Source organism: Streptococcus sp., assembly GCF_032481935.1.
In the GTDB taxonomy this organism is placed as follows: Bacteria; Bacillota; Bacilli; order Lactobacillales; family Streptococcaceae; genus Streptococcus.
This window is the reverse complement of the sequence record NZ_JAWERU010000025.1, coordinates 1-24,639: the sequence shown is the minus strand read 5'-3', so window position 1 is coordinate 24,639 and position 24,639 is coordinate 1. Positions and strand designations below refer to the sequence as shown.

30 protein-coding genes, 1 pseudogene and 1 other annotated feature are annotated in these 24,639 nt (G+C 41.5%); of the genes and pseudogenes, 26 read left to right on the top strand and 5 right to left on the bottom strand.

Annotation, left to right across the window (positions count from 1 at the left end; genetic code table 11):
* Positions 1-1,021 (bottom strand): annotated as a pseudogene (locus E7C97_RS06250) (IS30 family transposase); the annotation flags it as partial.
* A 175-nt stretch (positions 1,022-1,196) separates the two neighbouring features.
* Positions 1,197-1,427 (top strand) — a binding site (T-box leader).
* Between the two features lie 63 nt (positions 1,428-1,490).
* Between E7C97_RS06250 and trpB (E7C97_RS06245) the strand changes: the two are divergent.
* The 8 genes from trpB (E7C97_RS06245) to trpA all read left to right on the top strand — a co-directional run bounded on the left by trpB (E7C97_RS06245) (position 1,491) and on the right by trpA (position 9,261).
* Entirely contained in the window at positions 1,491-2,669 is a 1,179-nt protein-coding gene (trpB, locus tag E7C97_RS06245) for a tryptophan synthase subunit beta (RefSeq protein WP_316108498.1), read from the top strand.
* 293 nt (positions 2,670-2,962) lie between these two features.
* A complete protein-coding gene (trpE, locus tag E7C97_RS06240) occupies positions 2,963-4,324 on the top strand; it encodes an anthranilate synthase component I (RefSeq protein ID WP_316108497.1) in 1,362 nt (453 codons plus the stop codon).
* Positions 4,321-4,887: an aminodeoxychorismate/anthranilate synthase component II gene (locus E7C97_RS06235; protein WP_316108496.1), complete on the top strand. Its 567-nt coding sequence runs from the start codon at positions 4,321-4,323 to the stop codon at positions 4,885-4,887. The genes trpE and E7C97_RS06235 overlap by 4 nt, the downstream gene beginning before the upstream one ends.
* Positions 4,888-4,897: 10 nt before the next feature.
* Positions 4,898-5,902 (top strand): anthranilate phosphoribosyltransferase, encoded by a 1,005-nt coding sequence (gene trpD, locus E7C97_RS06230; protein ID WP_316108495.1) that lies wholly within the window; start codon positions 4,898-4,900, stop codon positions 5,900-5,902.
* Positions 5,899-6,666, top strand: a complete 768-nt coding sequence (trpC, locus tag E7C97_RS06225) for an indole-3-glycerol phosphate synthase TrpC (RefSeq protein ID WP_316108494.1) — start codon at positions 5,899-5,901, stop codon at positions 6,664-6,666. Before trpD ends, trpC begins: the two co-directional genes overlap by 4 nt.
* Positions 6,653-7,252, top strand: a complete 600-nt coding sequence (locus E7C97_RS06220) for a phosphoribosylanthranilate isomerase (RefSeq protein ID WP_316108493.1) — start codon at positions 6,653-6,655, stop codon at positions 7,250-7,252. The genes trpC and E7C97_RS06220 overlap by 14 nt, the downstream gene beginning before the upstream one ends.
* Positions 7,230-8,486 carry a tryptophan synthase subunit beta gene (trpB, locus tag E7C97_RS06215; protein ID WP_316108492.1) on the top strand — a complete coding sequence of 419 codons (1,257 nt, stop codon included), beginning with the start codon at positions 7,230-7,232 and terminating at the stop codon, positions 8,484-8,486. The genes E7C97_RS06220 and trpB (E7C97_RS06215) overlap by 23 nt, the downstream gene beginning before the upstream one ends.
* Positions 8,479-9,261: a tryptophan synthase subunit alpha gene (gene trpA / locus E7C97_RS06210; protein WP_316108491.1), complete on the top strand. Its 783-nt coding sequence runs from the start codon at positions 8,479-8,481 to the stop codon at positions 9,259-9,261. The genes trpB (E7C97_RS06215) and trpA overlap by 8 nt, the downstream gene beginning before the upstream one ends.
* On the opposite strand, the gene E7C97_RS06205 is transcribed toward trpA, so the two are convergent.
* The gene (locus E7C97_RS06205) at positions 9,230-9,892 is read right to left on the bottom strand and encodes an A24 family peptidase (RefSeq protein WP_049503450.1); all 663 of its coding nucleotides are present in this window, start codon (positions 9,890-9,892) and stop codon (positions 9,230-9,232) included. The two genes, trpA and E7C97_RS06205, sit on opposite strands and share 32 nt — an antisense overlap.
* A gap of 70 nt (positions 9,893-9,962) precedes the next feature.
* On the opposite strand from E7C97_RS06205, the gene E7C97_RS06200 reads away from it, so the two are divergent.
* The 8 genes from E7C97_RS06200 to E7C97_RS06165 all read left to right on the top strand — a co-directional run bounded on the left by E7C97_RS06200 (position 9,963) and on the right by E7C97_RS06165 (position 13,798).
* A complete protein-coding gene (locus tag E7C97_RS06200) occupies positions 9,963-10,418 on the top strand; it encodes a GNAT family N-acetyltransferase (RefSeq protein ID WP_316108490.1) in 456 nt (151 codons plus the stop codon).
* An 86-nt stretch (positions 10,419-10,504) separates the two neighbouring features.
* A complete protein-coding gene (gene truA / locus E7C97_RS06195; protein ID WP_316108489.1) occupies positions 10,505-11,254 on the top strand; it encodes a tRNA pseudouridine(38-40) synthase TruA in 750 nt (249 codons plus the stop codon).
* Positions 11,244-12,017 (top strand): bifunctional hydroxymethylpyrimidine kinase/phosphomethylpyrimidine kinase, encoded by a 774-nt coding sequence (locus tag E7C97_RS06190; protein ID WP_316108488.1) that lies wholly within the window; start codon positions 11,244-11,246, stop codon positions 12,015-12,017. The genes truA and E7C97_RS06190 overlap by 11 nt, the downstream gene beginning before the upstream one ends.
* Positions 11,995-12,456 carry an ECF transporter S component gene (locus E7C97_RS06185; protein WP_316108487.1) on the top strand — a complete coding sequence of 154 codons (462 nt, stop codon included), beginning with the start codon at positions 11,995-11,997 and terminating at the stop codon, positions 12,454-12,456. The genes E7C97_RS06190 and E7C97_RS06185 overlap by 23 nt, the downstream gene beginning before the upstream one ends.
* 68 nt (positions 12,457-12,524) lie before the next feature.
* Complete coding sequence (locus tag E7C97_RS06180; RefSeq protein ID WP_000646475.1) at positions 12,525-12,749, top strand: YqgQ family protein; 225 nt, start codon at positions 12,525-12,527, stop codon at positions 12,747-12,749.
* A gap of 5 nt (positions 12,750-12,754) precedes the next feature.
* Entirely contained in the window at positions 12,755-13,135 is a 381-nt protein-coding gene (locus E7C97_RS06175) for a rhodanese-like domain-containing protein (protein WP_000259322.1), read from the top strand.
* A gap of 92 nt (positions 13,136-13,227) precedes the next feature.
* Complete coding sequence (locus E7C97_RS06170; protein WP_049503441.1) at positions 13,228-13,455, top strand: hypothetical protein; 228 nt, start codon at positions 13,228-13,230, stop codon at positions 13,453-13,455.
* A 115-nt stretch (positions 13,456-13,570) separates the two neighbouring features.
* Positions 13,571-13,798 carry a hypothetical protein gene (locus E7C97_RS06165; protein ID WP_001156564.1) on the top strand — a complete coding sequence of 76 codons (228 nt, stop codon included), beginning with the start codon at positions 13,571-13,573 and terminating at the stop codon, positions 13,796-13,798.
* 43 nt (positions 13,799-13,841) lie between these two features.
* Here the strand turns inward: E7C97_RS06165 and E7C97_RS06160 are convergent, their stop codons facing one another.
* Positions 13,842-14,567, bottom strand: coding sequence for a pseudouridine synthase (locus E7C97_RS06160; protein ID WP_049503437.1), 726 nt, complete (start codon positions 14,565-14,567; stop codon positions 13,842-13,844).
* A 161-nt stretch (positions 14,568-14,728) separates the two neighbouring features.
* Here E7C97_RS06160 and typA point away from each other — a divergent pair, with 161 nt between their 5' ends.
* Both typA and E7C97_RS06150 read left to right on the top strand, forming a co-directional pair.
* Positions 14,729-16,570 (top strand): translational GTPase TypA, encoded by a 1,842-nt coding sequence (gene typA / locus E7C97_RS06155; RefSeq protein WP_075228173.1) that lies wholly within the window; start codon positions 14,729-14,731, stop codon positions 16,568-16,570.
* 19 nt (positions 16,571-16,589) lie between these two features.
* Positions 16,590-16,838 (top strand): DUF3165 family protein, encoded by a 249-nt coding sequence (locus E7C97_RS06150; RefSeq protein ID WP_000262656.1) that lies wholly within the window; start codon positions 16,590-16,592, stop codon positions 16,836-16,838.
* A 70-nt stretch (positions 16,839-16,908) separates the two neighbouring features.
* Here the strand turns inward: E7C97_RS06150 and E7C97_RS06145 are convergent, their stop codons facing one another.
* Together E7C97_RS06145 and sstT are read right to left on the bottom strand one after the other, a co-directional pair.
* Positions 16,909-17,880, bottom strand: coding sequence for an aromatic acid exporter family protein (locus tag E7C97_RS06145; RefSeq protein WP_316108486.1), 972 nt, complete (start codon positions 17,878-17,880; stop codon positions 16,909-16,911).
* Between the two features lie 64 nt (positions 17,881-17,944).
* A complete protein-coding gene (sstT, locus tag E7C97_RS06140; RefSeq protein WP_316108485.1) occupies positions 17,945-19,150 on the bottom strand; it encodes a serine/threonine transporter SstT in 1,206 nt (401 codons plus the stop codon).
* Between the two features lie 150 nt (positions 19,151-19,300).
* On the opposite strand from sstT, the gene E7C97_RS06135 reads away from it, so the two are divergent.
* The 8 genes from E7C97_RS06135 to E7C97_RS06100 form a co-directional block, all read left to right on the top strand.
* Complete coding sequence (locus E7C97_RS06135; protein WP_316108484.1) at positions 19,301-19,867, top strand: mechanosensitive ion channel domain-containing protein; 567 nt, start codon at positions 19,301-19,303, stop codon at positions 19,865-19,867.
* Positions 19,868-19,918: 51 nt separating this feature from the next.
* A complete protein-coding gene (locus E7C97_RS06130; RefSeq protein ID WP_398581240.1) occupies positions 19,919-20,824 on the top strand; it encodes a magnesium transporter CorA family protein in 906 nt (301 codons plus the stop codon).
* 24 nt (positions 20,825-20,848) lie between these two features.
* Positions 20,849-21,376, top strand: a complete 528-nt coding sequence (locus E7C97_RS06125; protein WP_316108483.1) for a YqeG family HAD IIIA-type phosphatase — start codon at positions 20,849-20,851, stop codon at positions 21,374-21,376.
* A 2-nt stretch (positions 21,377-21,378) separates the two neighbouring features.
* Positions 21,379-22,485 (top strand): ribosome biogenesis GTPase YqeH, encoded by a 1,107-nt coding sequence (gene yqeH / locus E7C97_RS06120; protein ID WP_316108482.1) that lies wholly within the window; start codon positions 21,379-21,381, stop codon positions 22,483-22,485.
* A gap of 211 nt (positions 22,486-22,696) precedes the next feature.
* The gene (gene yhbY / locus E7C97_RS06115) at positions 22,697-23,008 is read left to right on the top strand and encodes a ribosome assembly RNA-binding protein YhbY (RefSeq protein ID WP_000060171.1); all 312 of its coding nucleotides are present in this window, start codon (positions 22,697-22,699) and stop codon (positions 23,006-23,008) included.
* 51 nt (positions 23,009-23,059) lie between these two features.
* Complete coding sequence (locus E7C97_RS06110; RefSeq protein WP_045763164.1) at positions 23,060-23,689, top strand: nicotinate-nucleotide adenylyltransferase; 630 nt, start codon at positions 23,060-23,062, stop codon at positions 23,687-23,689.
* On the top strand, positions 23,689-24,282 hold the full coding sequence (gene yqeK, locus E7C97_RS06105) for a bis(5'-nucleosyl)-tetraphosphatase (symmetrical) YqeK (RefSeq protein WP_045763165.1): 594 nt from the start codon (positions 23,689-23,691) through the stop codon (positions 24,280-24,282). The genes E7C97_RS06110 and yqeK overlap by 1 nt, the downstream gene beginning before the upstream one ends.
* Positions 24,283-24,639: isochorismatase family protein (locus E7C97_RS06100; protein ID WP_316108481.1), on the top strand; the 357-nt coding region annotated here is incomplete at its 3' end. It lies immediately after the preceding gene.

The window sequence follows — 24,639 nt, the reverse complement described above, 5'->3', positions numbered from 1 at the left end:
GCTATTGACATGTGAACAAACGAGATTGATGTCCTCTTGAGTTAAGTTGTCAAAGGAAGTTCCCTTAGGTAGAATGTCGCGAATCAGCGTGTGATTTTTATCAATTCTGCCTTTCTGGTCAGAACGATTAGGGTCACAAAAGAAAACTTTACTCTCTCCTCGAACATCCCATTTCGATGTCGTCAACCCTGGCAAACTCTCCACCATTATCTGTCAGAATGACAGGAAAGAGTTGACAGAAATCTTTGTCCGCTTGGTGAAAGAGTTCTTGAGCTTATAGAGGTGTTTGGTAACCTGCAATAGCAGTTTTATTATCCAGCAGTCTTGCGAAGATAAAGTTACAGAAAGATAAATTGAAGGTTAGTAGGACTTTGCCTCCCATTCTGCCCATAACCGTATCCATTTCCAGCCAAGAATTCAGTTGCTTAAGAGCTAAATAATTTTGGAAATCCTCATAGGAACGCCCTTTTTTAGCCTCTTTAGGTATGGAAGTTAGCTTACTTTTTCTTCTTTTTTTAAATTTAACGGCTCTGGCAAGATCAATCGGAGCGATAGACAGATAACCTTTTCGGATGTATCTATAGACGGTCGAGGAGCTAACATCAAGGTTGTGAGTTTTGAGGATATGATAGATGTGTTGTCCCTTTTTAACCACATCAGAAATGACTTTGTCCATGTCCCAGAAAGTCTGCGAGTTGAGAGGAGTGCCTTCGCGAGCTTCGACAAGAGTTTGTTCGTACTGCTTTTGGGCTTGCTTAGCGGGGTAGAAGATTCTCTGATAGCCACAGTTTTGTCTTCTTTTAGGGCACCCATTACAGACAAAGGAAGCTTTATCGAGTAGTGGGCAAGGAAGGTTGTTAGAGGTAGAGTCTCTAATTTGTTTGTTTCGTTTGACTTCTTTAGATACAGTAGTTGGGTCTTTTAGAATAAGTTGCCCGATAGCTTTGAAGGTTTCACTGCGCTCTAAACCTAGTTGGATATCATGACGGTCTGAAAGTGTAAGGTGTTTATGTTTGGTCATAGTAGGCCTCATTTCTAACTCAAACGTCTCACACTTAATTCCACCATAAAAATCCGTTTTAGACTAATTTCCACTTTGGTCAGACAAGTGGAAGTTACTTTGAGAAGTTACCTAATTAAAAAAATTAGTAAAAAATTAGTGAAAACGGTTGACAAAGAAAAAACAATAACATATAATTAACTCAACAAATCAGAAAAGTAATTATTTTTAATCTTCAGGGAGCCTGTGGTTACTGTGAACAGGTGGTTGGAACTAGTGAAATTGGGCTGATTTTAAAAGTGAATTTGAAACAATGAAAATTCGGTAGGCACACCTTACAGTGCAACTTGTTGTTAGACAAGACAGAGATGTAAAGGGGATATTCTCTTTACAAATGAGGTGGTACCGCGTTACAAACGCCCTCACATGGAAATATATTCCGTGTGTGGGCTTTTTCATATTTTGGAACAATGGAAAAGAGGAAAATTTTATGACAACTAAAGGATATTTTGGACAATTTGGTGGTAGTTTTGTACCAGAACCAATTCAGGCTTTATTGGATGAGTTGGAAGTGACTTTTGATAAATATAAGGATGATCCAGAATTTTTGGCAGAATATCGTCATTACTTGGAAGATTATTCAGGTCGTGAGACTCCACTCTATTTTGCTGAAAGCTTAACAGAGCACTTAGGTGGAGCTAAGATTTATCTCAAGCGTGAAGACCTTAACCACCTTGGTTCACACAAACTTAACAATGTCCTTGGACAAATCCTTCTTGCTAAACGTATGGGTAAAAAACGTGTGATTGCTGAAACAGGAGCTGGTCAGCACGGTGTTGCGACAGCTGCAGCGGCAGCCAAATTTGGTATGGCATGTGATGTCTACATGGGGGCAGAAGATGTGGAGCGTCAACGTCTCAATGTCTTCCGCATGGAGATGATGGGAGCAACTGTTCATGCAGTTGAAACGGGAACACGTACCCTTAAAGATGCGGTTGATGCAGCCTTTGGAGCATGGATGAACGACCTTGAAGCTTTCTACGTTTTAGGATCTGCTGTTGGACCTCATCCTTACCCAACGATTGTTCATGAATTCCAAAAGGTTATTAGTGAAGAGTCACGACGTCAGATCTTGGAAAAAGAAGGACGTTTGCCAGACTACGTCATTGCCTGTGTGGGTGGTGGTTCCAATGCCATCGGAGCTTTTTCACAGTATGTAGCTGATGAAGAAGTTAAATTGGTTGGAGTAGAAGCTGCTGGTCACGGTTTAGATACCGATAAACACGCGGCAACAATGACCAAGGGTAGTGTAGGAATTGTCGATGGAATGAAAACCTATGCAGTCTTTGGTGAAGATGGAAATGTTGCACCTGTTTACTCTATCTCTGCTGGTTTAGACTATCCAGGGGTTGGGCCAGAACACGCCTTCTTTAAAGATTCTGGTCGTGTAGAGTATGTTGCAGCGACTGATGAAGAAGCTGTTCAAGCCTTGCTTCTACTTAGCAAGACTGAAGGAATTATCCCAGCTATTGAAAGCTCCCATGCTATCGCAGAAGCAGTCAAACGAGCACCAAAACTAAGTAAAGATGAGATTATCATCATCAATGTCTCTGGTCGTGGAGACAAGGACGTAGCTGCTATTGCAGACTACCTTGAAGCTAAAAAATAAAAGATGGAAAAGATACAGAGATTTCTCTCTCAGAGAGCTTGTGGTTGCTGAAAACAAGCAGAGAAAGCTGTAAGGTTGGGTCCATCTCAAACGAGAGAAGAATATATAATTCTCAAGGGAGTGCCCTTTATCGCACAGCCTGTTACAAGAAGGTTCTGAGACAGGAATGAGAGATAGGAGAAATCCAATAATTGAGGTGGCACCGCGAATTTCGTCCTCACGCAAGTTATTTTGCGTGGGGATTTTTTGTAGAATAAACACGGGATTTAAGAAGAACTGAAAGGGAAATTACAATGGAACGAATCATTCACGGAGATGTTTTATCACCAATCTTGGCGTATATGCGCTTGAACGGACAACACAAGGTCATACTTGAAAGTATCCCAAGAGAAAAGGAAGATGCTCGATTTTCTATCTTGGCCTATAGTCCAGTTTTTGAGATTAAGTTTGAGAATGGAGTTCTTTATCAAAATGGCCAGGTGATTGATCGTGACCCCTTGGATTTTCTCTATGAGGTAACTCATAAGAGCCAGCACCATTCAGACCTACCTTTTGGTGGTGGAGCGATTGGCTTTGTTGGTTACGATATGATTTCTCTATATGAAGAGATTGGCCAGCTCCCTGAGGATACGATTGGGACACCAGATATGCATTTCTTCGTATATGAGAGTTATATAGTTTTTGACCACAAGAAAGAAAAAATTCATATCATCGAGGATGCTCTTTACAGTGATCGGAGCAATGATGAGCTAAAAGTGGCTTTAGATCAGGTTTTAGAAGAGTTGAAAATCCCTGCTCCAAATGAATTTGAAGATTTGGATGTTTCTCCACTTCAGTTTAGACCACATATTGCACCTCAGAAATTTGAAGAAATGGTAGAAACAGCTCGCGACTTGATTCGTAATGGAGATATGTTTCAATGTGTGCTCAGTCAGCGCTTCTCCGCAGAAGTAACTGGAAATCCTTTTGACTTCTACAGAAATCTCCGAGTGACCAATCCATCAAATTACCTCTACTTTTATGACTTTGGAAATTATCAAATTATCGGTGCCAGTCCTGAGAGCTTGGTTTCCGTCAAAAATGGCATTGTGACAACCAATCCAATTGCAGGTACACGTCCTAGAGGTGCCAATGACGAGGAAGATGCGGCACTTGCAAGTGATCTACTTTCTGATGAAAAGGAAACGGCAGAACACCGAATGTTGGTGGACTTGGGACGAAATGATATCGGTCGAATTGCTGAAACAGCAAGTGTCCAAGTAACCAAGTATATGGAAGTCGAACTTTTCCGTTATGTCATGCATTTGACCAGCGTGGTTAAGGGGCGTTTGCTTCCAGAACTCACTGCCATGGATGCCTTGAAAGCAACACTTCCTGCTGGAACAGTTTCAGGAGCACCAAAGATTCGGGCCATGAAACGCATCTATGAACTAGAAACAGAAAAACGTGGCGTATACGCAGGAGCAATCGGCTACTTGTCTGCGACGGGTGATATGGATTTCGCCATCGCCATCCGAACTATGATTCTCAAAAATCAAACAGCCTATGTGCAGGCTGGGGCAGGGATCGTCTACGACTCTATCGCCCAAAACGAATACCAAGAAACCATTAACAAAGCTAAATCTATGACTAGAATGGGAGAACTAAGACCATGATTTTATTGATTGACAATTATGATTCATTTACTTATAACCTGGCTCAATATATAGGGAATTTCGCAGAAGTTCAGGTTTTGAGAAATGATGATCCACATCTTTATGAACATGCTGAAAAGGCAGATGGACTGGTCTTTTCTCCTGGTCCAGGTTGGCCAGCTGATGCTGGGAAAATGGAAGAAATGATTCGTGATTTTGCGGGTAAGAAACCTATTCTAGGGATTTGTTTGGGGCACCAAGCCGTTGCAGAAGTCTTTGGTGGTAAGTTGGGCTTGGCTCCTAAAGTTATGCACGGGAAACAAAGCCAGATTCGATTTGAGACTCCATCCGTTCTCTATCAAGGAATTGAGGACAATCGTCCAGTCATGCGTTACCACAGTATTTTAATCGAAGAGATGCCAGAAGAGTTTGAAGTGACAGCTCGTTCGACAGATGACCAAGCTATTATGGGGATTCAACACAAAACCTTGCCGATTTATGGCTTGCAGTATCATCCAGAAAGTATCGGGACGCCAGATGGCCTATCTTCTATTCAGAATTTTATCGAGAAAGTTGTAAAGTGAGGAACACAAAATGAAAGAAATTATTGAAAAATTAGCCAACTTTGAAGATTTATCAAGTGTTGAAATGACAGATGTGATCGAACGCATCGTGACAGGGCGAGTAACAGAAGCACAAATCGCTTCACTACTTTTAGCCCTTAAGATGAAGGGAGAAACACCTGAAGAAAGAACAGCCCTCGCTCAAGTTATGAGAGGACATGCTCAACACATTCCAACAAATATTCAAGATGCTATGGATAACTGTGGTACAGGTGGAGATAAGTCATTTAGCTTTAACATCTCAACAACTGCAGCCTTTGTCTTGGCAGGTGGAGGAATCCACATGGCCAAACATGGAAATCGCTCCATCTCCTCTAAATCTGGTTCAGCAGATGTCTTGCAAGCTTTGGGAATCAATATTGATCTTAAACCATCACAACTGGGCAAGGTATTTGACCAAACAGGAATCGTCTTTCTCTTTGCCAAAAACATGCACCCAGCCATGAAATACATTATGCCAGCTCGCTTGGAGTTGGGAATTCCAACTATCATGAATTTGACAGGACCGCTCATCCATCCAATGGTTTTGGAAACACAGCTTCTAGGAATCAGTCGTCCTGAACTTCTGGAAAGTACTGCTCAGGTCTTGAAAAACATGGGTCGCAAACGTGCTATTGTAGTAGCTGGTCCAGAAGGATTGGATGAAGCTGGTTTGAATGGAACTACCAGTATTGCCCTTCTTGAAAATGGAGAAATTACTTTATCAACCTTTACTCCAGAAGATTTGGGAATGGAACGCATTGCCATTGAGGACATTCGTGGTGGTAATGCTCATGAGAATGCAGCCATCCTTGTCAGCGTTCTTAATAACGAACCAAGTCCATTCTTGGAAACAACAGTCTTAAATGCAGGCCTCGGGTTCTACGCCAATGGTAAGGTAGATAGTATCAAAGACGGAGTTGAAATGGCACGTCAAGTAATTGCCAGTGGTAAGGCCCTTGAAAAACTTCGACTATTACAGGAGTATCAAAGATGAGTCAGGAATTTTTATCACGTATCCTAGAGCAAAAGGCGCGTGAAGTTGAAACGATGGAACGAGAGGAACTTCAGCCCCTGCGAGCAAGCTATCGTTTAGCTGAATATTTGAAAAACCATCAGGAGCGTTTGCAAATCATTGCAGAGGTCAAGAAGGCGAGTCCAAGTATGGGTGATATCAATCTGGATGTGGATATCGTTCAACAGGCCCAGACTTACGAGGTTAACGGTGCGGTTATGATTTCTGTTCTGACAGATGAGGTTTTCTTCAAAGGTCATTTGGATTACCTTCGTGAGATTTCCAGTCAGGTACAGATTCCGACGCTGAACAAGGATTTTATTATCGATGAAAAGCAAATCATTCGTGCTCGCAATGCAGGTGCGACAGTTATCTTGCTTATCGTAGCGGCTTTATCAGAAGAACGCCTCAATGAACTGTATGACTATGCAACAGAGCTTGGTCTAGAAGTGTTGGTGGAAACTCATAATCTAGCTGAACTAGAAGTGGCTCATCGCCTGGGAGCTCAAATTATTGGTGTCAACAATCGCAATTTAACTACCTTTGAAGTTGACTTGCAGACTAGTGTAGACTTAGCCCAATACTTTAAGGACGATTGCTTCTACATTTCTGAATCTGCTATTTTTACAGAAGCAGATGCGAAACGAGTTGCCCCCTACTTTAACGGAATTTTGGTAGGAACAGCCCTCATGCAAGCGGAAGATGTCGCCCAGAGAATCAAGGAGTTGCAGATTGACAAAGGTTAAGATTTGTGGACTATCGACCAAAGAAGCAGTGGAAACAGCCGTGTCAGCAGGAGCCGACTACATTGGTTTTGTCTTTGCTCCTAGCAAAAGACAGGTGACCTTGGAACAGGCTGCGGAGCTGGCAACACTCATTCCTGTTAATGTGAAAAAGGTTGGTGTATTTGTTTCACCAAGTCGGTCAGAATTACTAGAAGCGATTGAAAAGGTCGGTTTGGACTTGGTACAGATTCATGGTCAGGTGGCGGATGATTTGTTTGAGAATTTGCCTTGTGCCAGCATTCAGGCAGTGCAGGTGGGTGGGAATGGCCATGTGCCAAGTTCTCGGGCAGACTATCTCCTCTTTGATGCACCTGTGGCAGGAAGTGGCCAGACTTTTGATTGGGGGCAACTGGATACGACAGAACTATCTCAGCCTTTCTTCATCGCAGGTGGGCTCAATGAGGATAATGTAGAAGAAGCTATTCAACACTTTACCCCCTTTGCAGTAGATGTATCAAGTGGGGTAGAGACAGATGGACAAAAAGATCAGGAAAAGATTAGAAGATTTATAGAGAGGGTAAAGAATGGCATATCAAGAACCAAATAAAGATGGATTTTACGGGAAATTCGGTGGACGTTTTGTCCCAGAAACATTGATGACAGCAGTATTGGAGTTGGAAGAAGCTTATCGTGAAAGTCAGGCAGATCCAAGTTTCCAAGAAGAGTTAAACCAACTTTTGCGCCAGTATGTAGGACGTGAAACTCCCCTTTACTACGCAAAAAACTTGACCCAGCATATTGGTGGAGCCAAGATTTACCTCAAACGTGAAGACCTCAACCATACAGGTGCACACAAGATTAACAATGCCTTGGGACAAGTTCTTCTGGCTAAACGCATGGGCAAAAAGAAAATTATCGCTGAAACTGGTGCCGGTCAGCACGGTGTTGCAACTGCAACTGCTGCAGCTCTCTTCAATATGGAATGTACAATCTATATGGGTGAGGAAGATGTTAAACGCCAAGCCCTCAATGTCTTCCGTATGGAACTTTTGGGAGCCAAGGTGGAAGCTGTAACAGATGGTTCGCGCGTGCTTAAAGACGCGGTCAATGCAGCCCTTCGTTCTTGGGTGGCCAACATCGATGATACCCACTATATCCTTGGTTCTGCCTTAGGACCCCACCCTTTCCCAGAAATTGTTCGTGACTTCCAAAGTGTCATCGGACGGGAAGCTAAAGAACAGTACCGTGACTTGACAGGGCAAGATTTGCCAGATGCCCTAGTAGCCTGTGTTGGTGGAGGTTCTAATGCTATCGGTCTCTTCCATCCATTTGTGGAAGATGAGTCAGTGGCTATGTATGGAGCTGAAGCAGCAGGACTTGGTGTGGATACGGAGCACCACGCAGCTACCTTGACCAAGGGTCGTCCAGGTGTCCTTCACGGTTCCCTCATGGATGTTCTCCAAGATGCTCATGGGCAAATTCTTGAAGCTTTCTCTATTTCAGCAGGTTTGGACTATCCTGGTATCGGTCCAGAACACTCTCACTATCATGATATCAAACGTGCCAGCTATGTGCCTGTGACAGATGAAGAAGCCTTGGAAGGATTCCAACTCTTGTCTCGTGTGGAAGGGATTATCCCAGCCTTGGAATCTAGCCATGCCATTGCCTTTGCGGTGAAATTAGCCAAAGAACTTGGTCCAGACAAGTCTATGATTGTCTGTCTATCAGGTCGCGGGGACAAGGATGTAGTTCAAGTCAAAGACCGCTTGGACAAGGATGTAGTTCAAGTCAAAGACCGCTTGGAAGCAGACGCAGCAAAGAAGGGAGAAGCTCATGCCTAAGACACTAACAGAAAAACTGAACGCTATTAAAGCAACTGGAAAGGGAATTTTTGTTGCCTATATCATGGCTGGAGACCACGAAAAAGGTTTGAATGGTCTCGGTGAAACAATTCACTTTTTAGAAGATCTGGGTGTGTCTGCCATTGAGGTGGGAGTTCCTTTCTCGGATCCGGTTGCAGATGGACCTGTTATTGAAGAAGCAGGCTTGCGCAGTCTAGCTCGCGGAACCTCTACCCAGGCTTTGGTTGAAACCTTGAAAACCATTGAAACAGAAATTCCGCTTGTCATCATGACCTACTTTAACCCCCTCTTTCAGTACGGTGTGGAGAAATTGGTTAAAGACCTTGCTGATACAGCAGTTAAGGGCTTGATTATCCCAGACCTCCCTCATGAACATGCCAACTTTGTAGAGCCATATTTGGCGGATACAGACATTGCCTTGATTCCACTTGTCAGCTTGACGACAGGAATTGACCGTCAAAAAGAACTCATTGAAGGGGCAGAAGGTTTTGTCTATGCCGTTGCTATCAATGGGGTAACAGGGAAATCAGGAAATTACCGAGATGACTTGGACAAGCACTTGTCTCAACTTCATCAAGTGGCAGACATTCCAGTTTTGACAGGGTTTGGTGTATCCACTCAGGCTGATGTAGAACGTTTCAATGAGGTATCGGACGGCGTTATCGTCGGTTCCAAGATTGTTAAGGCTCTACATGAAGGACAAGTAGCAGAAATCGCTGACTTTATACGAGAAGCAGTAGCTTACCAAAAATAATCGCGCAAGCAGCAAGTAAGAGGAAAGGCACAAAAGGAAGTCTTTCCTTTTTCTTTAGTAGGAGAAAGCCTAGGATACCGGTCGTGGAGGCAAATTGAATTAAAATCAGCATTTCAGTTAGGCTAAAAATAAGTGCACAAGAGGCCAGAAAGAGAAAATCCCCTGCACCTATGCGGATATCGATAAAGTGAGCCAAAATTCCAAGGACAAGGAAGAAGACCATGACCAGATTCCAGCTAGAGGAAGCCATGAGGATTAGGTGGAAAGTCATCCAGACCAGTAGGGGATATTCCTGATGGCGAAAGTCATAGATGCCCAAGGTCAAACCAGCAGTGATTAGGATGACTTGCCCCAAGGAAAGAAATCCCCAAGACCAAGATAGAAAGAGGAGTCCTAAGCCTAGTTCAAATAGGGCATACCAGACAGAATAAGGAGCCTTGCAGTAGCGACAACGAAAGCGATGTACTACTTGAGAGACAATTGGAATCAAATCCAAGGGATGTAAGCGAGTCTGACAGGAATCGCAGTGACTAGCAGGAAAGATAATAGACTGCTCAGGAAAGCGATCGATGACTAAGCCTAGAAAGGAAGCAAGAATCGTTCCAACAAGAAAAAAATAAAGATGAATCATACTTATTTATTCGGAAAAAATAAGAGAAAGAGTATAATAGTTGGATAAAGGAGAAATTTTAGGAGCAACTATGAAAATTCACTTTGAAAAAGGACTTCAGATAGAAAATGCCCAACTCATTTGTCAGTGGTCTAATGCTTTGGGAGAAAGTTTTCAGAAGCAATGGATGGGACCAATGATTCCTTTTCCCTTGACAATTCAAGTCTTGCAAGATTTGGAAGGAATCTTTTCAATCTTTGATGGACAAGAGTTTGTGGGGCTTATCCAGAAAATCAGGCTAGAAGACAGGAATCTTCATATCGGGAGATTTTTTATCAATCCCCAGAAACAGGGGCAGGGGTTAGGTAGCCAGGCTTTAAGGAAATTTGTTAGTTTGGCCTTTGAAAATGAAGACATAGATACTATTTCTCTAAATGTCTACGAGGCAAATCAAACAGCTTATAATCTTTACCAAAAAGAAGGATTTGAAATCGTTCAAATGGTTGAAGTACCTATACGAAAATACATCATGAAAAAGGTCAGATAGAACATAAATAACTTCGAGGAACTGTCCCCTTACAATTTTTAATTCTCAAACTTGTTGCAGAGAAATTTTCTTGATAAAATAGATACATGACGAGATATAAAGCTATAATTTCTTATGATGGCTACGCTTTTGCTGGTTTTCAACGGCAACCTCACGCGCGTAGTGTCCAAGAGGAAATTGAAAAAACTTTAACAAAATTAAATAAGGGACAAGCTATTACCATTCATGGCGCTGGGCGAACGGATAGTGGTGTTCATGCTTTAGGACAGGTCATCCACTTTGATCTTCCCTATCAGATGGATGAGGAGAAACTTCGCTTTGCTCTCGATACCCAAAGTCCTGAAGATATCGATGTGATTTCGATTGAGATTGTGGCTGACGATTTTCATTGTCGTTATGCCAAGCATAGCAAGACCTACGAGTTTATCGTAGATAGAGGACGTCCTAAAAATCCTATGCGTCGCCATTATGCGACTCATTATCCCTATCCACTAGATGTGGAGCGGATGCAGCTTGCTGTAAAAAAATTAGAGGGAACACATGACTTTACTGGTTTTACAGCATCAGGGACTAGTGTGGAAGACAAGGTAAGAACGATCACGGAAGCTAGTCTTAGGGTTGATGAAACAGGGCAGTTTTTGACCTTTACCTTCTCAGGAAATGGTTTCCTCTATAAGCAGATTCGAAATATGGTTGGAACCCTGCTTAAAATTGGTAACAATCGTATGCCGATTGAACAGATTGACCTCATCTTGGAGAAAAAAGATAGACAGTTGGCAGGTCCAACTGCAGCACCAAATGGTTTGTATTTGAAGGAGATTCGTTATGAAGAATAATCGTATTTTAGCACTTTCAGGAAATGATATTTTTAGTGGTGGTGGACTAGCTGCTGACCTTGCGACCTATACTTTAAATGGTTTACATGGTTTTGTAGCTATGACTTGCTTAACTGCTTTGACGGAAAATGGTTTTGAAGTCTTCCCGACAGATGAGACTATTTTCCAACAACAGTTGGATAGTCTTAAAAGCGTAGACTTTGGAGGGATTAAGATTGGTCTCTTGCCGACTGTTGGTGTTGCTGAAAAAGCATTGAATTTCATTAAGGAACGCGCAGGAGTTCCAGTAGTCTTGGACCCTGTATTGGTTTGTAAAGAAACGCACGACGTTGCAGTCAGCGAGCTCTGTCAAGAGTTGATTCGCTTTTTCCCTTATGTATCAGTGATTACTCCTAATCTTCCTGAGGCAGAGTTGCTTGCAGACCAAAAGATTGAAAGTCTGGAAGACATGAAGGCTGCAGCGCAGAAATTACATGACTTGGGTGCACCAGCAGTGATTATCAAGGGTGGAAATCGCCTCAGTCAGGGTAAGGCTGTGGATGTCTTTTATGACGGAGAGAATTTTACTATTCTTGAAAATCCAGTCATCCAAGGACAAAATGCTGGTGCAGGATGTACCTTTGCCTCAAGCATTGCTAGTCAGTTAGTCAAGGGAGAGGAACTATTACCAGCAATTGAAAGTTCCAAGGCCTTTGTTTACCGAGCTATTGCTCAAGCAGATCAATATGGAGTGAGACAGTATGAAGCAAACCAAAACAACTAAAATTGCCCTAGTATCCATCTTGGCAGCTAGTTCTGTCGTATTGGGGTATTTTATAAAAATCCCGACACCAACTGGATTTCTAACACTTTTGGACGTTGGAGTCTTCTTCACAGCCTTTTACTTTGGCAGTCGTGAAGGGGCCGTTGTTGGAGGTTTAGCAGGATTTCTTATTGACCTCATTTCAGGCTACCCTCAGTGGGTGATTTTTAGCTTAATTAACCATGGTTTACAAGGCTATTTTGCAGGTTTTAAAGGAAAATGGCAATGGCTAGGCTTAGTCTTGGCGACTATTCTCATGGTAGCTGGCTATGCCTTGGCATCAGCTTGGATGAATGGTTGGGGAGCAGCCATACCAGAAATCATCCCAAATTTCCTGCAAAATATCGTTGGAATGACTCTAGGTTTTCTTCTTTGTCATAGTGTAAAGAAATTCAGATAATAGTGAAAAAAGGAAACCTACCCCGAACTATTAGGGAACTATTGAAAAAACTCTGATTATTTGCTAAAATGAAAGCTATGAAAACACTCTACGATGTGCAACAATTTCTCAAACAGTTTGGTATCATTGTCTATATGGGAAAACGTCTCTATGACATTGAACTGATGAAGATCGAGCTATCTCGAATCTATGATGCAGGCTTGATGGACAAGCTGGATTATCTTGAAGCGGAGGCTGTTCTTCGCAGAGAGCACAAACTAGAATTAGACTATTTAGAAAAAAATGGAGATTAGGTAATATGGTAACTTGGGTATTATGGGGACTTATTATAGCGATGTTGGCTTGGATGGGATATAACTATCTTCGCATTCGTCGTGCAGCGAAAATTGTAGACAATGCAGAGTTTGAGTCTTTGATTCGTACGGGTCAGTTGATTGATTTGCGTGATCCAGCTGATTTCCACAGAAAACATATCCTCGGAGCTCGTAATATTCCTTCAAATCAATTGAAGACAAGTCTGGCAGCTCTTCGCAAGGATAAACCTGTCCTTCTCTATGAAAACCAACGTGCGCAACGTGTCACAAATGCAGCACTTTTCTTGAAAAAACAAGGTTTCTCAGAAATCTATATCCTCTCTTACGGATTGGATTCTTGGACAGGGAAGGTGAAATCTAATTAACAATGTGAAAAAACTTGTCACATATGTTTAATATAAAGTCTTGGCTTTTTATGGTATAATTGTTAGTATAAAATTTAAGGAGTTTTTTGAAGATGAAAGAAAAGAAAAAACCATCACTTGTTTTAGGTGTCCTATCTATCGTCCTTGGTTTGCTATCTCCAATCGTAGGTCTCGTTTTGGGGATCATTGGTCTAGTCTTGGCTAATTCACATCAAAAAGAATCTGAGCTTGATTACAAAACAGAACGAATTCTCAATATCGTTGGGATTGTCATTTCAGTCCTTAACTGGATTGCAGGAGTCGTTTTGATGATGCACTAATCAGGATTCTAACAAAAAAAGCTTTATCTTTAAAAGCTTTTTTTGTTTTATCCAATTGATAAAGCTAATTTTTATAGTATTATTCATTTGTATGAGTTTAAGGAGTTTTTAGAATATGCAAGAAAAGAAAAAAGCATCACTTGTTTTAGGTATCTTGTCTATCATTCTTGGTTTGCTATCGCCAGTGGTAAGTTTGATTTTGGGTATTATTGGTCTAGTCTTAGCTAACTCACATCAAAAAGAATCTGGGCTAGATTATAAGAGAGAAAAAAATCTGTCCATCCTAGGGATTGTAATTTCTGCACTTCACTTTATTTTAGGTGTCATGGTATTTATACGCTAAAGAAGATTTTAAAAAGCTTTATTTGTTTAAAGCTTTTTTTGTTTTATCCACTGTTTTCTAAGTAATTTTTAATAACCTGCAATTCTTCTTTGTTTAGAGGTCGGAAATCACCTTCTGCTAGCTCAAGGTCCAATATAAAATCTCCAAATTGAACTCGTTTAAGAGCAGTGACCTTGACACCAACAGAGAGGAACATTTTTTTAACCTGATGAAACTTTCCTTCAGAGATGGTGATAGTGGCTTGGCTGAGACTAGGACTTGAGGATAAAATCTCAAGTTGAGCAGGTTTACAGATAGTTCCATCAAGAAAGGTAATCCCATCTTTAAACTCTTGAATATGGTCGGGAGTTAGTGGCCCATTGACCTCTACTTGGTAAGTTTTATCCACATGATACTGAGGATGGAGGAGTTGAAAACCTAGGGGACCATTATCCGTTAAGAGGAGGAGACCCGTCGTATCCCGATCCAGACGGCCGATGGCGTAGAGTTGGTCAGACTGGAGATGCTGAGGAAGAAGGTCCATGACAGTTGGGAGTTTTTTATCCTTGCTTGCAGTCACGACTCCATTTGGCTTATGGAGCATGAGGTAGGTGTGTTCATATCCTTGGATTTTTCTATCTTTGAAAATCAGCTCTTGCAACCCTGTATCAACATTCTGTGCAAGGGAACGAGCAAGGTGTCCATCTACAAAGATTTCTTTTTTCAAAAGAGCTTGTTTCATGGCCTTACGGCTGATTTTTTCCTGGGCTAATAATTTATCTAAACGCATACCAGCCTATCTTATCACAAGTCGGGATTTTTGAAAAGAAAAGAGAAGGAATGAATTTTCTTTTGAAAACATTTACACTTACTTGAATTAAGTCATTTGCTTAAAATTGTGGTATAATCGTTCAGTTAGAAAATAAATTTTTGAATACAATAGAGGAAATCATGACAAAATTAAGAGAAGATATCCGTAATATCGCGATTATCGCCCACGTCGACCACGGTAAAACGACCCTCGTTGACGAATTGTTGAAACAATCTGAAACTCTTGACGCGCGTACAGAGTTAGCTGAGCGTGCAATGGACTCAAACGATATTGAGAAAGAGCGTGGAATCACCATTCTTGCGAAAAATACAGCCGTTGCCTACAACGGGACTCGTATCAACATCATGGACACACCAGGACACGCGGACTTCGGTGGAGAAGTTGAGCGTATCATGAAAATGGTTGACGGTGTTGTTTTGGTCGTAGATGCTTACGAAGGAACTATGCCACAGACTCGTTTCGTATTGAAAAAAGCCTTGGAACAAGACCTTGTGCCTATCGTTGTGGTTAACAAAATCGATAAGCCATCAGCTCGTCCAGCAGAAGTAGTGGATGAAGTCTTGGAACTTTTCATCGAGCTTGGTGCGGATGATGACCAGCTTGACTTCCCAGTCGTTTATGCGTCAGCGATCAACGGAACATCTTCATTGTCAGATGATCCAGCAGATCAAGAAAAGACTATGGCGCCAATCTTTGATACGATTATCGACCACATTCCAGCTCCAGTTGATAACTCAGATGAGCCCCTTCAATTCCAAGTGTCACTTCTTGACTACAACGACTTCGTAGGTCGTATCGGTATCGGACGTGTCTTCCGTGGTAGTGTAAAGGTTGGGGACCAAGTTACCCTTTCTAAATTGGATGGTACAACTAAGAACTTCCGTGTCACAAAACTCTTTGGTTTCTTTGGTTTGGAACGTCGTGAAATTCAAGAAGCCAAAGCTGGTGACTTGATTGCCGTATCAGGTATGGAAGATATCTTTGTCGGTGAAACCATCACTCCGACAGACGCAGTTGAAGCTCTTCCAGTTCTTCACATCGATGAACCAACTCTTCAAATGACCTTCTTGGTCAACAACTCACCATTTGCTGGTAAGGAAGGTAAATGGGTCACTTCTCGTAAGGTAGAAGAGCGCCTTCAAGCAGAATTGCAAACAGACGTTTCTCTTCGTGTTGAGCCAACTGATTCACCAGATAAATGGACTGTATCAGGACGTGGGGAATTGCACTTGTCAATCCTTATCGAAACAATGCGTCGTGAGGGTTATGAGCTTCAAGTATCTCGTCCAGAAGTTATCGTAAAAGAAATCGATGGTGTTAAATGTGAGCCGTTTGAACGCGTGCAAATTGACACACCAGAAGAATACCAAGGATCTGTTATCCAAAGTCTTTCTGAACGTAAAGGTGAAATGTTGGATATGATTTCAACTGGTAATGGTCAAACTCGTTTGGTCTTCCTAGTTCCTGCGCGTGGTTTGATTGGATACTCAACTGAGTTCTTGTCAATGACTCGTGGTTACGGTATCATGAACCATACCTTCGACCAATACTTGCCATTGATTCCAGGTGAAATCGGTGGACGTCACCGTGGTGCCCTTGTTTCTATCGATACTGGTAAGGCAACAACATACTCTATCATGTCTATCGAAGAACGTGGAACAATCTTTGTTAACCCAGGTACTGAGGTTTACGAAGGCATGATTATCGGTGAAAACTCTCGTGAAAATGACTTGACTGTTAATATTACGAAAGCGAAACAAATGACCAACGTTCGTTCAGCAACTAAGGACCAAACAGCGGTAATCAAGACTCCTCGTATCTTGACGCTTGAAGAATCACTTGAGTTCTTGAACGACGATGAATACATGGAAGTAACGCCTGAATCTATTCGTTTGCGTAAACAAATCCTTAACAAGGCAGAGCGTGAGAAAGCAAACAAAAAGAAAAAATCAGCTGAATAAGAGCTAGAAAGAGCAGAAAATGGTCTATTTAATCATAGGGATTTTATTACTCTTACTCTATATATTTGCGACACCTCAAAGTATCAAGGGAACGGTTAATATTGTAATTCTTGTTTTTGGTCTCGTTTCCCTTGTGATTTTGCTTATGTTGTCCATCCTGCAAATCTTTCAGCTACCAACAGAATTCTTTATCACAGTAGCCATGCTGGTCCTCACGTACTTTAGTTTGCGAGATATCAGTCTTATGTCGATTCGAAAAAAACACTAATCACCAATTCGAATCCTAAAATAACAAAAACTTCTATTAGCAACTAGTTGGCTGATAGAAGTTTTTTTGATTAAGATAGCTTGCTTTTTTCTTCAGAATAGCGTTGATAGAAGTCAACTTTCAGTTGGATAAAGTTTTCCAATTCGCGCAGGAGTTGAAGTAAGGTTGCGCGTGTTTCAAATTCTTCCCTTGTTTTAGGGAGATTGCGATTGCGAAATACTTGCAGGTAGCTTTCAATATCATTTAATAAATCATTGGCAGGATTGGTCTGACTGAGTTGATCCGCAATTTTAGCAAATAGCTGGGCAAGGATTAGGCTTTCGCTTGCGGCTAGATTACAGGTATTGATTTGCTGGGCCATATTACGAAGAATACGACTCTGTCTCTGTCTCATCTCGAAATAGTGGATATGATAGTCGGTCTGATGAAAGAGGTGGTCAGAGTGATCAAGATAGACCAGTTTGAGAGCTTCTTCAAGAAGCTGATCCAGTTCTTCAACGAGTTGGGCACGGTTACGACCATCGCCCTTTCCAAGATAATACTCAAAACGTTGTAGGATGTGTTTGAGTTTTTCTTCTACCTTGAGATGATAGAGATGGATTTCTTCTTGCCGAGAAGGCATGTAAAGATTGACAGTCAAGGCGAATCCCGTACCGATCAGAAATAGGAGGAGTTCATTCACTAACAGTTCTGGTGATGTAGACTTCTGAACCAAGAGATGACTGACCAGGACACTACTCGGGGTAATGCCAATCTCCCAGCCCAGTTTATAGGCTAGAGGGACATAGAGGGCCAAATAGAGACCAAAACTCCAGATGTGATAGCCAGTCAGGTGAAAGGAAAGGACACCAATGAAAAGAGCAAGAAGGGTTGAAAATAAACGATTGCGAGCTAGCTTAATGGTGCTTCTACGGGTATCCGATAAGCTCAATAGGGCAATGATACCAGCGGACACTGCTGAAGATAAATCCAGAAAGTAGGCTAGAACACAGGCCAAACAGGTTGCCAGAACGAGTTTAAAAGTACGTTGGGTGATAGACATGAGACATTTCCTATAATAAATGATAGAAATCAGACAAAACAAGCCCTAAAAAGGCTTGTCTAGATTATTTTTTGCGAGCAGAGGAAAATTCAGCAACTGCTGTAAAGAGGACATCTGTTGAAGAGTTGAGGGCTGTTTCGCAAGAGTCTTGGATAACACCGATGACGAATCCGACACCCACAACCTGCATAGCAATATCATTGGTAATCCCAAAGAGACTGCAAGCAACCGGGATAAGTAGGAGAGAACCTCCAGCAATTCCTGAAGCACCGCAGGCAGAGATGGCTGCAACGATACTGAGTACAAAGGCTGTTGCAAAATCAACTGAGATTCCAAGGGTATTGACAGCAGCTAGGGTTAAGATGTTGATGGTAACAGCAGCTCCAGCCATATTGATAGTTGATCCAAGTGGGATAGAGACAGAATAGGTATCTGGATTAAGCCCTAGATCCTCACAGAGTTTCATATTAACAGGGATATTAGCAGCTGAGCTTCGAGTGAAAAAGGCTGTGACTCCGCTGATACGCAAACATTTCCAAACAAGTGGATAAGGATTTTTCTTTATAAAGAGAAAAGCGATCAGAGGATTGATCACTAGGGCAACGAAAACCATAGTGGCAATCAAAAGTCCGAGTAAGATTCCGTAATTTGCTAAACTCGCAATACCTTGGCCAGAGATGGTTTCGAAGACTAATCCGAGGATACCAAATGGCGCAAGGTTGATGATCCATTCGACAATTTTTGAAGTCACACTGGCCATTGTTTTGAGTAGCTCCTTGCTATTTTTGCTAGCTTCTCGCATGGCAACTCCAAAGACGATAGCCCAAGACAAAATTCCAATATAGTTAGCTTCGATGATGGCATTGACAGGATTGTCTACTATTTTTAGTAGGAGATTACTGAGTACTTGTCCGATGCCGTCTGGAGGAGTAACTTCTGTACTAGCACTACTCAAGACCATCTGAACAGGGAAGAGAAAGCTAGCCAAAACTGCTACAAGAGCCGCAGCAAAAGTCCCCAGCAAATAGAGGAAAATGACTTTTTTCATATTGCTATCTTGGCCTTTCTGGTGTTGGGAAAGGGCATTAGCGACTAAAGCAAAAACCAGGATAGGAGCGATAGCTTTTAGTCCTCCTACAAATAAATCTCCCAATAAACCAATGCCAGTTAGATTAGGAACAAGTAGACCTAGAATAGCTCCCAAGGTCATTCCAATCCCGATCCGTTTGATAAGATTTGTTTTGTTCCAAGCACGAATAATTCTTTTCATAGAGGTCTCCTTTTTGTGTATTGTTTATGATTATAGTATAAATATACTTGAAAAGCAAGTGAGTTATAAGTTTTGTTGGAATAAATGAATATTTATGAAAAGGATGACGAGGAAGGATTTATGGTATAATGAATAGAAAAGGAGTTTTATATGCAAGAATTTTTTCAACGTTACCTGGATAAATTAGATGTAACAACTGTTTTAGAGAATCTCTTGACCAAGGTGATTTCCCTTTTGCTACTGATTCTTATCTTTTATATTGCCAAAAAGTTTCTCCATGTTGCTGTACGAAAGATTGTTAAACCTTCACTTAAGTTTTCAAATCGAGATGCAGGTAGACAGAAGACCATTTCTCGTTTGCTTGAAAATATTTTCAACTACACGCTTTATTTCTTCTTGATTTACTGTATCTTGTCTATTTTAGGGTTGCCTGTTTCTAGCTTGCTTGCGGGTGCGGGGATTGCTGGTGTGGCTATCGGTATGGGGGCACAAGGTTTTCTATCAGACGTCATCAATGGCTTCTTTATTCTCTTTGAACGCCAGTTGGATGTAGGAGATGAAGTTGTTTTGACCAATGGGCCTATTACTGTATCAGGAAAAGTAGTTAGTGTCGGAATTCGAACGACTCAACTGAGAAGTGATGACCAAGCCCTTCACTTTGTTCCTAACCGCAATATTACTGTGGTTAGCAATTTTTCAAGAAAAGAAGAGAACTGAAATTTTACTTGATTTATGGTACAATAGAAAGAGTTTGATAAAGGAGAAACGATGTTTTTAGATAAGCAGTTAGGGAATGGTTGCACCTGGATTAATCTAGATGTGGAAATCATCAAAAATCTCGAAGATTTATCAGAAATCTATGGATTGGATAAAGAAACCATCGAGTATGCGCTGGATAGAAACGAACGAGCCCACATGGATTATAACCGTGAAAACGGGACAGTGACCTTTATCTACAACGTTCTTGACTTAGAAAGGGACAAGGAATACTATGAAGCCATTCCTATGACCTTTATCGTGGAAAAGCAACGAATGATTACCATCAGCAATCATAAGAACGCTTATGTCATTGATCAGATGCTAGGCTATCTTGAAAATCATGAAATCATTTCAATCTACAAGTTTCTATTTGCTAGTTTAGAGCTTATCAGCAATGCTTATTATCCTGTCATTGAACAGATGGATAAAAGTAAGGATGAAATCAGTGCCTTGTTGCGTCAAACAACCACTAAAAAAAATCTCTTTGCCCTCTCTGACTTGGAAACTGGTATGGTTTACTTGACAGCTGCGGCTAAACAAAATCGCCTCCTCTTGGAGCATATCCAGGGACATGCGCTTTATCGGAACTTTAACGAAGTGGAAAGAGAGCAGTTTGATGATGCTATGATTGAAGCTCATCAGTTGGTGTCCATGACAGATTTGATTTCCCAGGTTTTACAACAACTCTCAGGATCTTACAATAATATCCTAAACAACAATCTGAATGATAATTTGACAACCTTGACCATTATCTCAGTTTTGCTAGCCATTCTTGCAGTCATTACAGGATTTTTCGGAATGAATGTCCCTCTGCCATTTACAGAAGAGCCTAATGCCTGGATATATATTTTGATTGCTAGTTTAATTTTATGGGCAATCTTGGCTCAGTATCTAAAGAAAATTGCTAGAAACTAAAAAATAGAAAGAAAAGGAGCCAGAATGGCGATTGAAAATTATATGCCAGATTTTGCTGTGGAAGCAGTTTATGATCTGACAGTCCAAAGCCTGCAGGAGCATGGGATCAAGGCTGTTTTGGTTGATCTGGATAATACCCTCATTGCTTGGAATAATCCAGATGGAACAGTAGAGATGAAGCAATGGTTGCATGACCTCCGAGATGCTGGGATTCGTATCATTGTGGTATCTAACAATACTCCCAAACGTGTCAAACGAGCAGTTGAAAAATTTGACATTGACTATGTTTACTGGGCACTGAAGCCCTTTACTTTAGGAATTAACCGTGCCATGAAACATTTCCACTATGAAAAAGACCAAGTGGTCATGGTAGGCGACCAGCTGATGACGGATATTCGAGCAGCCCATAGAGCAGGTATTCGTTCGATTTTGGTTAAACCCTTGGTCCAGCACGACTCTATTAAGACTCAGATTAACCGAGCGCGTGAGCGTCGTGTCATGAGAAAAATCGCTCAAAAGTACGGACCGATTACATATAAAAAAGGAATCTAATTATGGAAGAAATTCTCTGTATTGGTTGTGGAGTAATCATTCAGACGGAAGATAAGACTGGGCTTGGTTTTACACCTCAGTCAGCACTTGAAAAAGGTTTGGAAACTGGAGAAGTTTATTGCCAGCGTTGTTTCCGTCTTCGTCATTATAATGAAATCACAGATGTTCAGTTAACGGATGATGATTTCCTCAAACTCTTGCACGAGGTAGGAGACAGTGATGCCTTGGTGGTCAATGTCATTGATATTTTTGACTTCAATGGCTCTGTTATCCCAGGTTTGCCACGCTTTGTGTCAGGTAATGACGTGCTCTTGGTTGGAAATAAAAAAGATATCCTCCCTAAGTCAGTTAAACCAGGCAAGATTAGCCAATGGCTTATGGAGCGTGCTCACGAGGAAGGCTTGCGTCCTGTTGATGTCGTCTTGACTTCGGCACAAAACAAGCATGCCATTAAGGAAGTCATTGATAAGATTGAGCACTACCGTAAGGGGCGTGACGTCTATGTAGTTGGCGTGACCAATGTGGGGAAATCAACCCTTATCAATGCCATCATCCAGGAAATCACGGGTGACCAGAATGTCATCACAACTTCACGCTTCCCAGGAACAACCTTGGATAAGATTGAAATTCCGCTCGATGATGGTTCTTATATCTACGATACGCCTGGAATTATCCACCGTCACCAGATGGCTCACTACTTGACGGCTAAAAACCTCAAGTATGTCAGTCCTAAAAAGGAAATCAAACCAAAAACCTATCAGCTTAATCCTGAACAAACCCTATTTTTAGGTGGATTGGGACGCTTTGATTTTATTGCAGGAGAAAAGCAAGGTTTTACAGCCTTCTTTGACAATGAACTCAAACTTCATCGCACCAAGCTAGAAGGAGCCAGTGCCTTTTACGACAAGCACCTTGGAACCCTCCTTACACCACCAAATAACAAGGAAAAAGAAGATTTTCCAAAACTAGTCCAACATGTATTTACCATCAAGGACAAGACAGACCTAGTCATCTCAGGCCTAGGCTGGATCCGCGTAACAGGCACTGCCAAAGTAGCCGTCTGGGCACCAGAAGGCGTCGCCGTCGTCACACGAAAAGCAATTATTTAAAATAAAATCACCGAGCGAACAAAGTGAGCTCATAAAAAGATAGTTATTGCCGTGGTGTGATTGCCAATCTTTAGATTGGCAAGGGGCACAATTGAGACCTAGGCTCAATTGTGAGGTCAGGAAATCCATTTTTCAAAGATGAAATCATTGAAAAATTAGTTCCGACCGTCCCCCACCACCTAAAATAACTATCAAAAAAGGAAGAAAGAATATGTCACTAACATCAAAACAACGTGCCTTCCTCAACAGCCAGGCACACACCCTCAAACCCATCATCCAAATCGGGAAAAATGGTCTCAACGATCAAATCAAAACCAGCGTTCGTCAGGCTCTTGACGCTCGTGAATTGATCAAGGTTACTCTCTTGCAAAACACAGATGAAAATATCCACGAAGTAGCTGAAATCTTGGAAGAAGAAATTGGTGTGGATACAGTCCAAAAAATCGGACGTATCTTGATTTTGTATAAACAATCAAGCAAGAAAGAAAATCGCAAGATTTCTAAAAAAGTTAAAGAAATCTAAGAACGATACTCCCAAAAGCTGTTTTTACAGAAGAGTAAAGGAGATTAACCTATGGCAATTGAATTATTAACTCCCTTTACAAAAGTGGAGTTAGAGCCAGAAATCAAGGATAAAAAACGCAAACAAGTAGGTATTTTGGGTGGAAATTTTAATCCCGTTCATAATGCCCATCTGATCGTGGCAGACCAAGTGCGCCAACAGTTGGGATTGGACCAGGTTTTGCTCATGCCCGAATATCAACCACCTCACGTAGATAAAAAGGAAACCATTCCTGAACACCACCGTCTCAAAATGCTTGAGTTAGCGATTGATGGAATCGAGGGTCTAGCTATTGAAACCATCGAGCTAGAACGTAAGGGTATTTCTTACACATACGACACCATGAAGCTTCTAACAGAGAAGAATCCAGATACAGATTATTATTTCATTATCGGTGCAGATATGGTAGACTATCTGCCTAAGTGGTATAGAATTGACGAATTGGTCGATTTGGTTCAGTTTGTGGGGGTTCAGCGTCCACGTTACAAGGCAGGGACTTCTTATCCAGTTATCTGGGTGGATGTGCCCCTCATGGATATTTCATCCAGCATGGTGCGTGATTTCATCGCCCAAGGACGCACACCTAACTTTCTCTTGCCAAAGCCAGTGCTAGACTATATCGAGAAAGAAGGACTTTATTGATGGCATACCAGGACTATATCAACTGTTCCCGTGAAGAATTGTTAGAAAAAATGGCGGAGCTTCTACCTGAAAAACGCCTAACCCATTGTCTGGGTGTGGAGCGTGCAGCTATTGAGCTTGCAGAACGATTTGGAATTGATGTTGAGAAAGCTGGTCTAGCAGGCCTTCTTCATGACTATGCTAAAAAGCTATCAGATCAAGAGTTTCTAGACTTGATTGATCGATATCAACTAGATCCAGACCTCAAAAACTGGGGTAATAATGTTTGGCATGGTATGGTCGGTATCTACAAAATTCAGGAAGATTTGAACTTGCAAGACTCTGAAATTCTGCGTGCAATAGAAATTCATACAGTCGGAGCGAGTCAGATGACAGATTTTGACAAAGTTATCTATGTTGCAGACTACATCGAACATAATCGTGCCTTTCCAGGAGTAGATGAGGCGCGTGAAATTGCTGAACTATCGCTAAATAAGGCGGTGGCCTACGAGACAGCCCACACAGTAGAGCATTTAGCTCACCAAGGATTTCCCATCTATCCCCAAACCCTTGAAACCTATAACGCCTATGTGCACTATTTGAAAGAGGACTAAATGAAGACGGCTTTTATAATCATTGATGTTCAGAATATTTTAGTGGAAACTGGGTTTCAGACAAAAAGTCTATTGGAAAAAATTTCTTATTTACAAAACCAGGCTAGAAGCAAGAATATCGAAATTATCTATGTTCAACATATTGAGAGCCCTGAAGCCCAAACATCAGAAGATTGGCAGTTATCTGAGTTTTTAAGTCGAAAACCTAATGAAAAGGTCTTTCAGAAGAAGTATAACAGTATTTTCAAAGAAACTGGTTTAAAAGAATACTTGGATAAACAGGGGATTGAAAAATTAGTTTTATGTGGTATGCAGACAGAATATTGTGTGGATACCTCTGTCAAGGTTGCCTTTGAA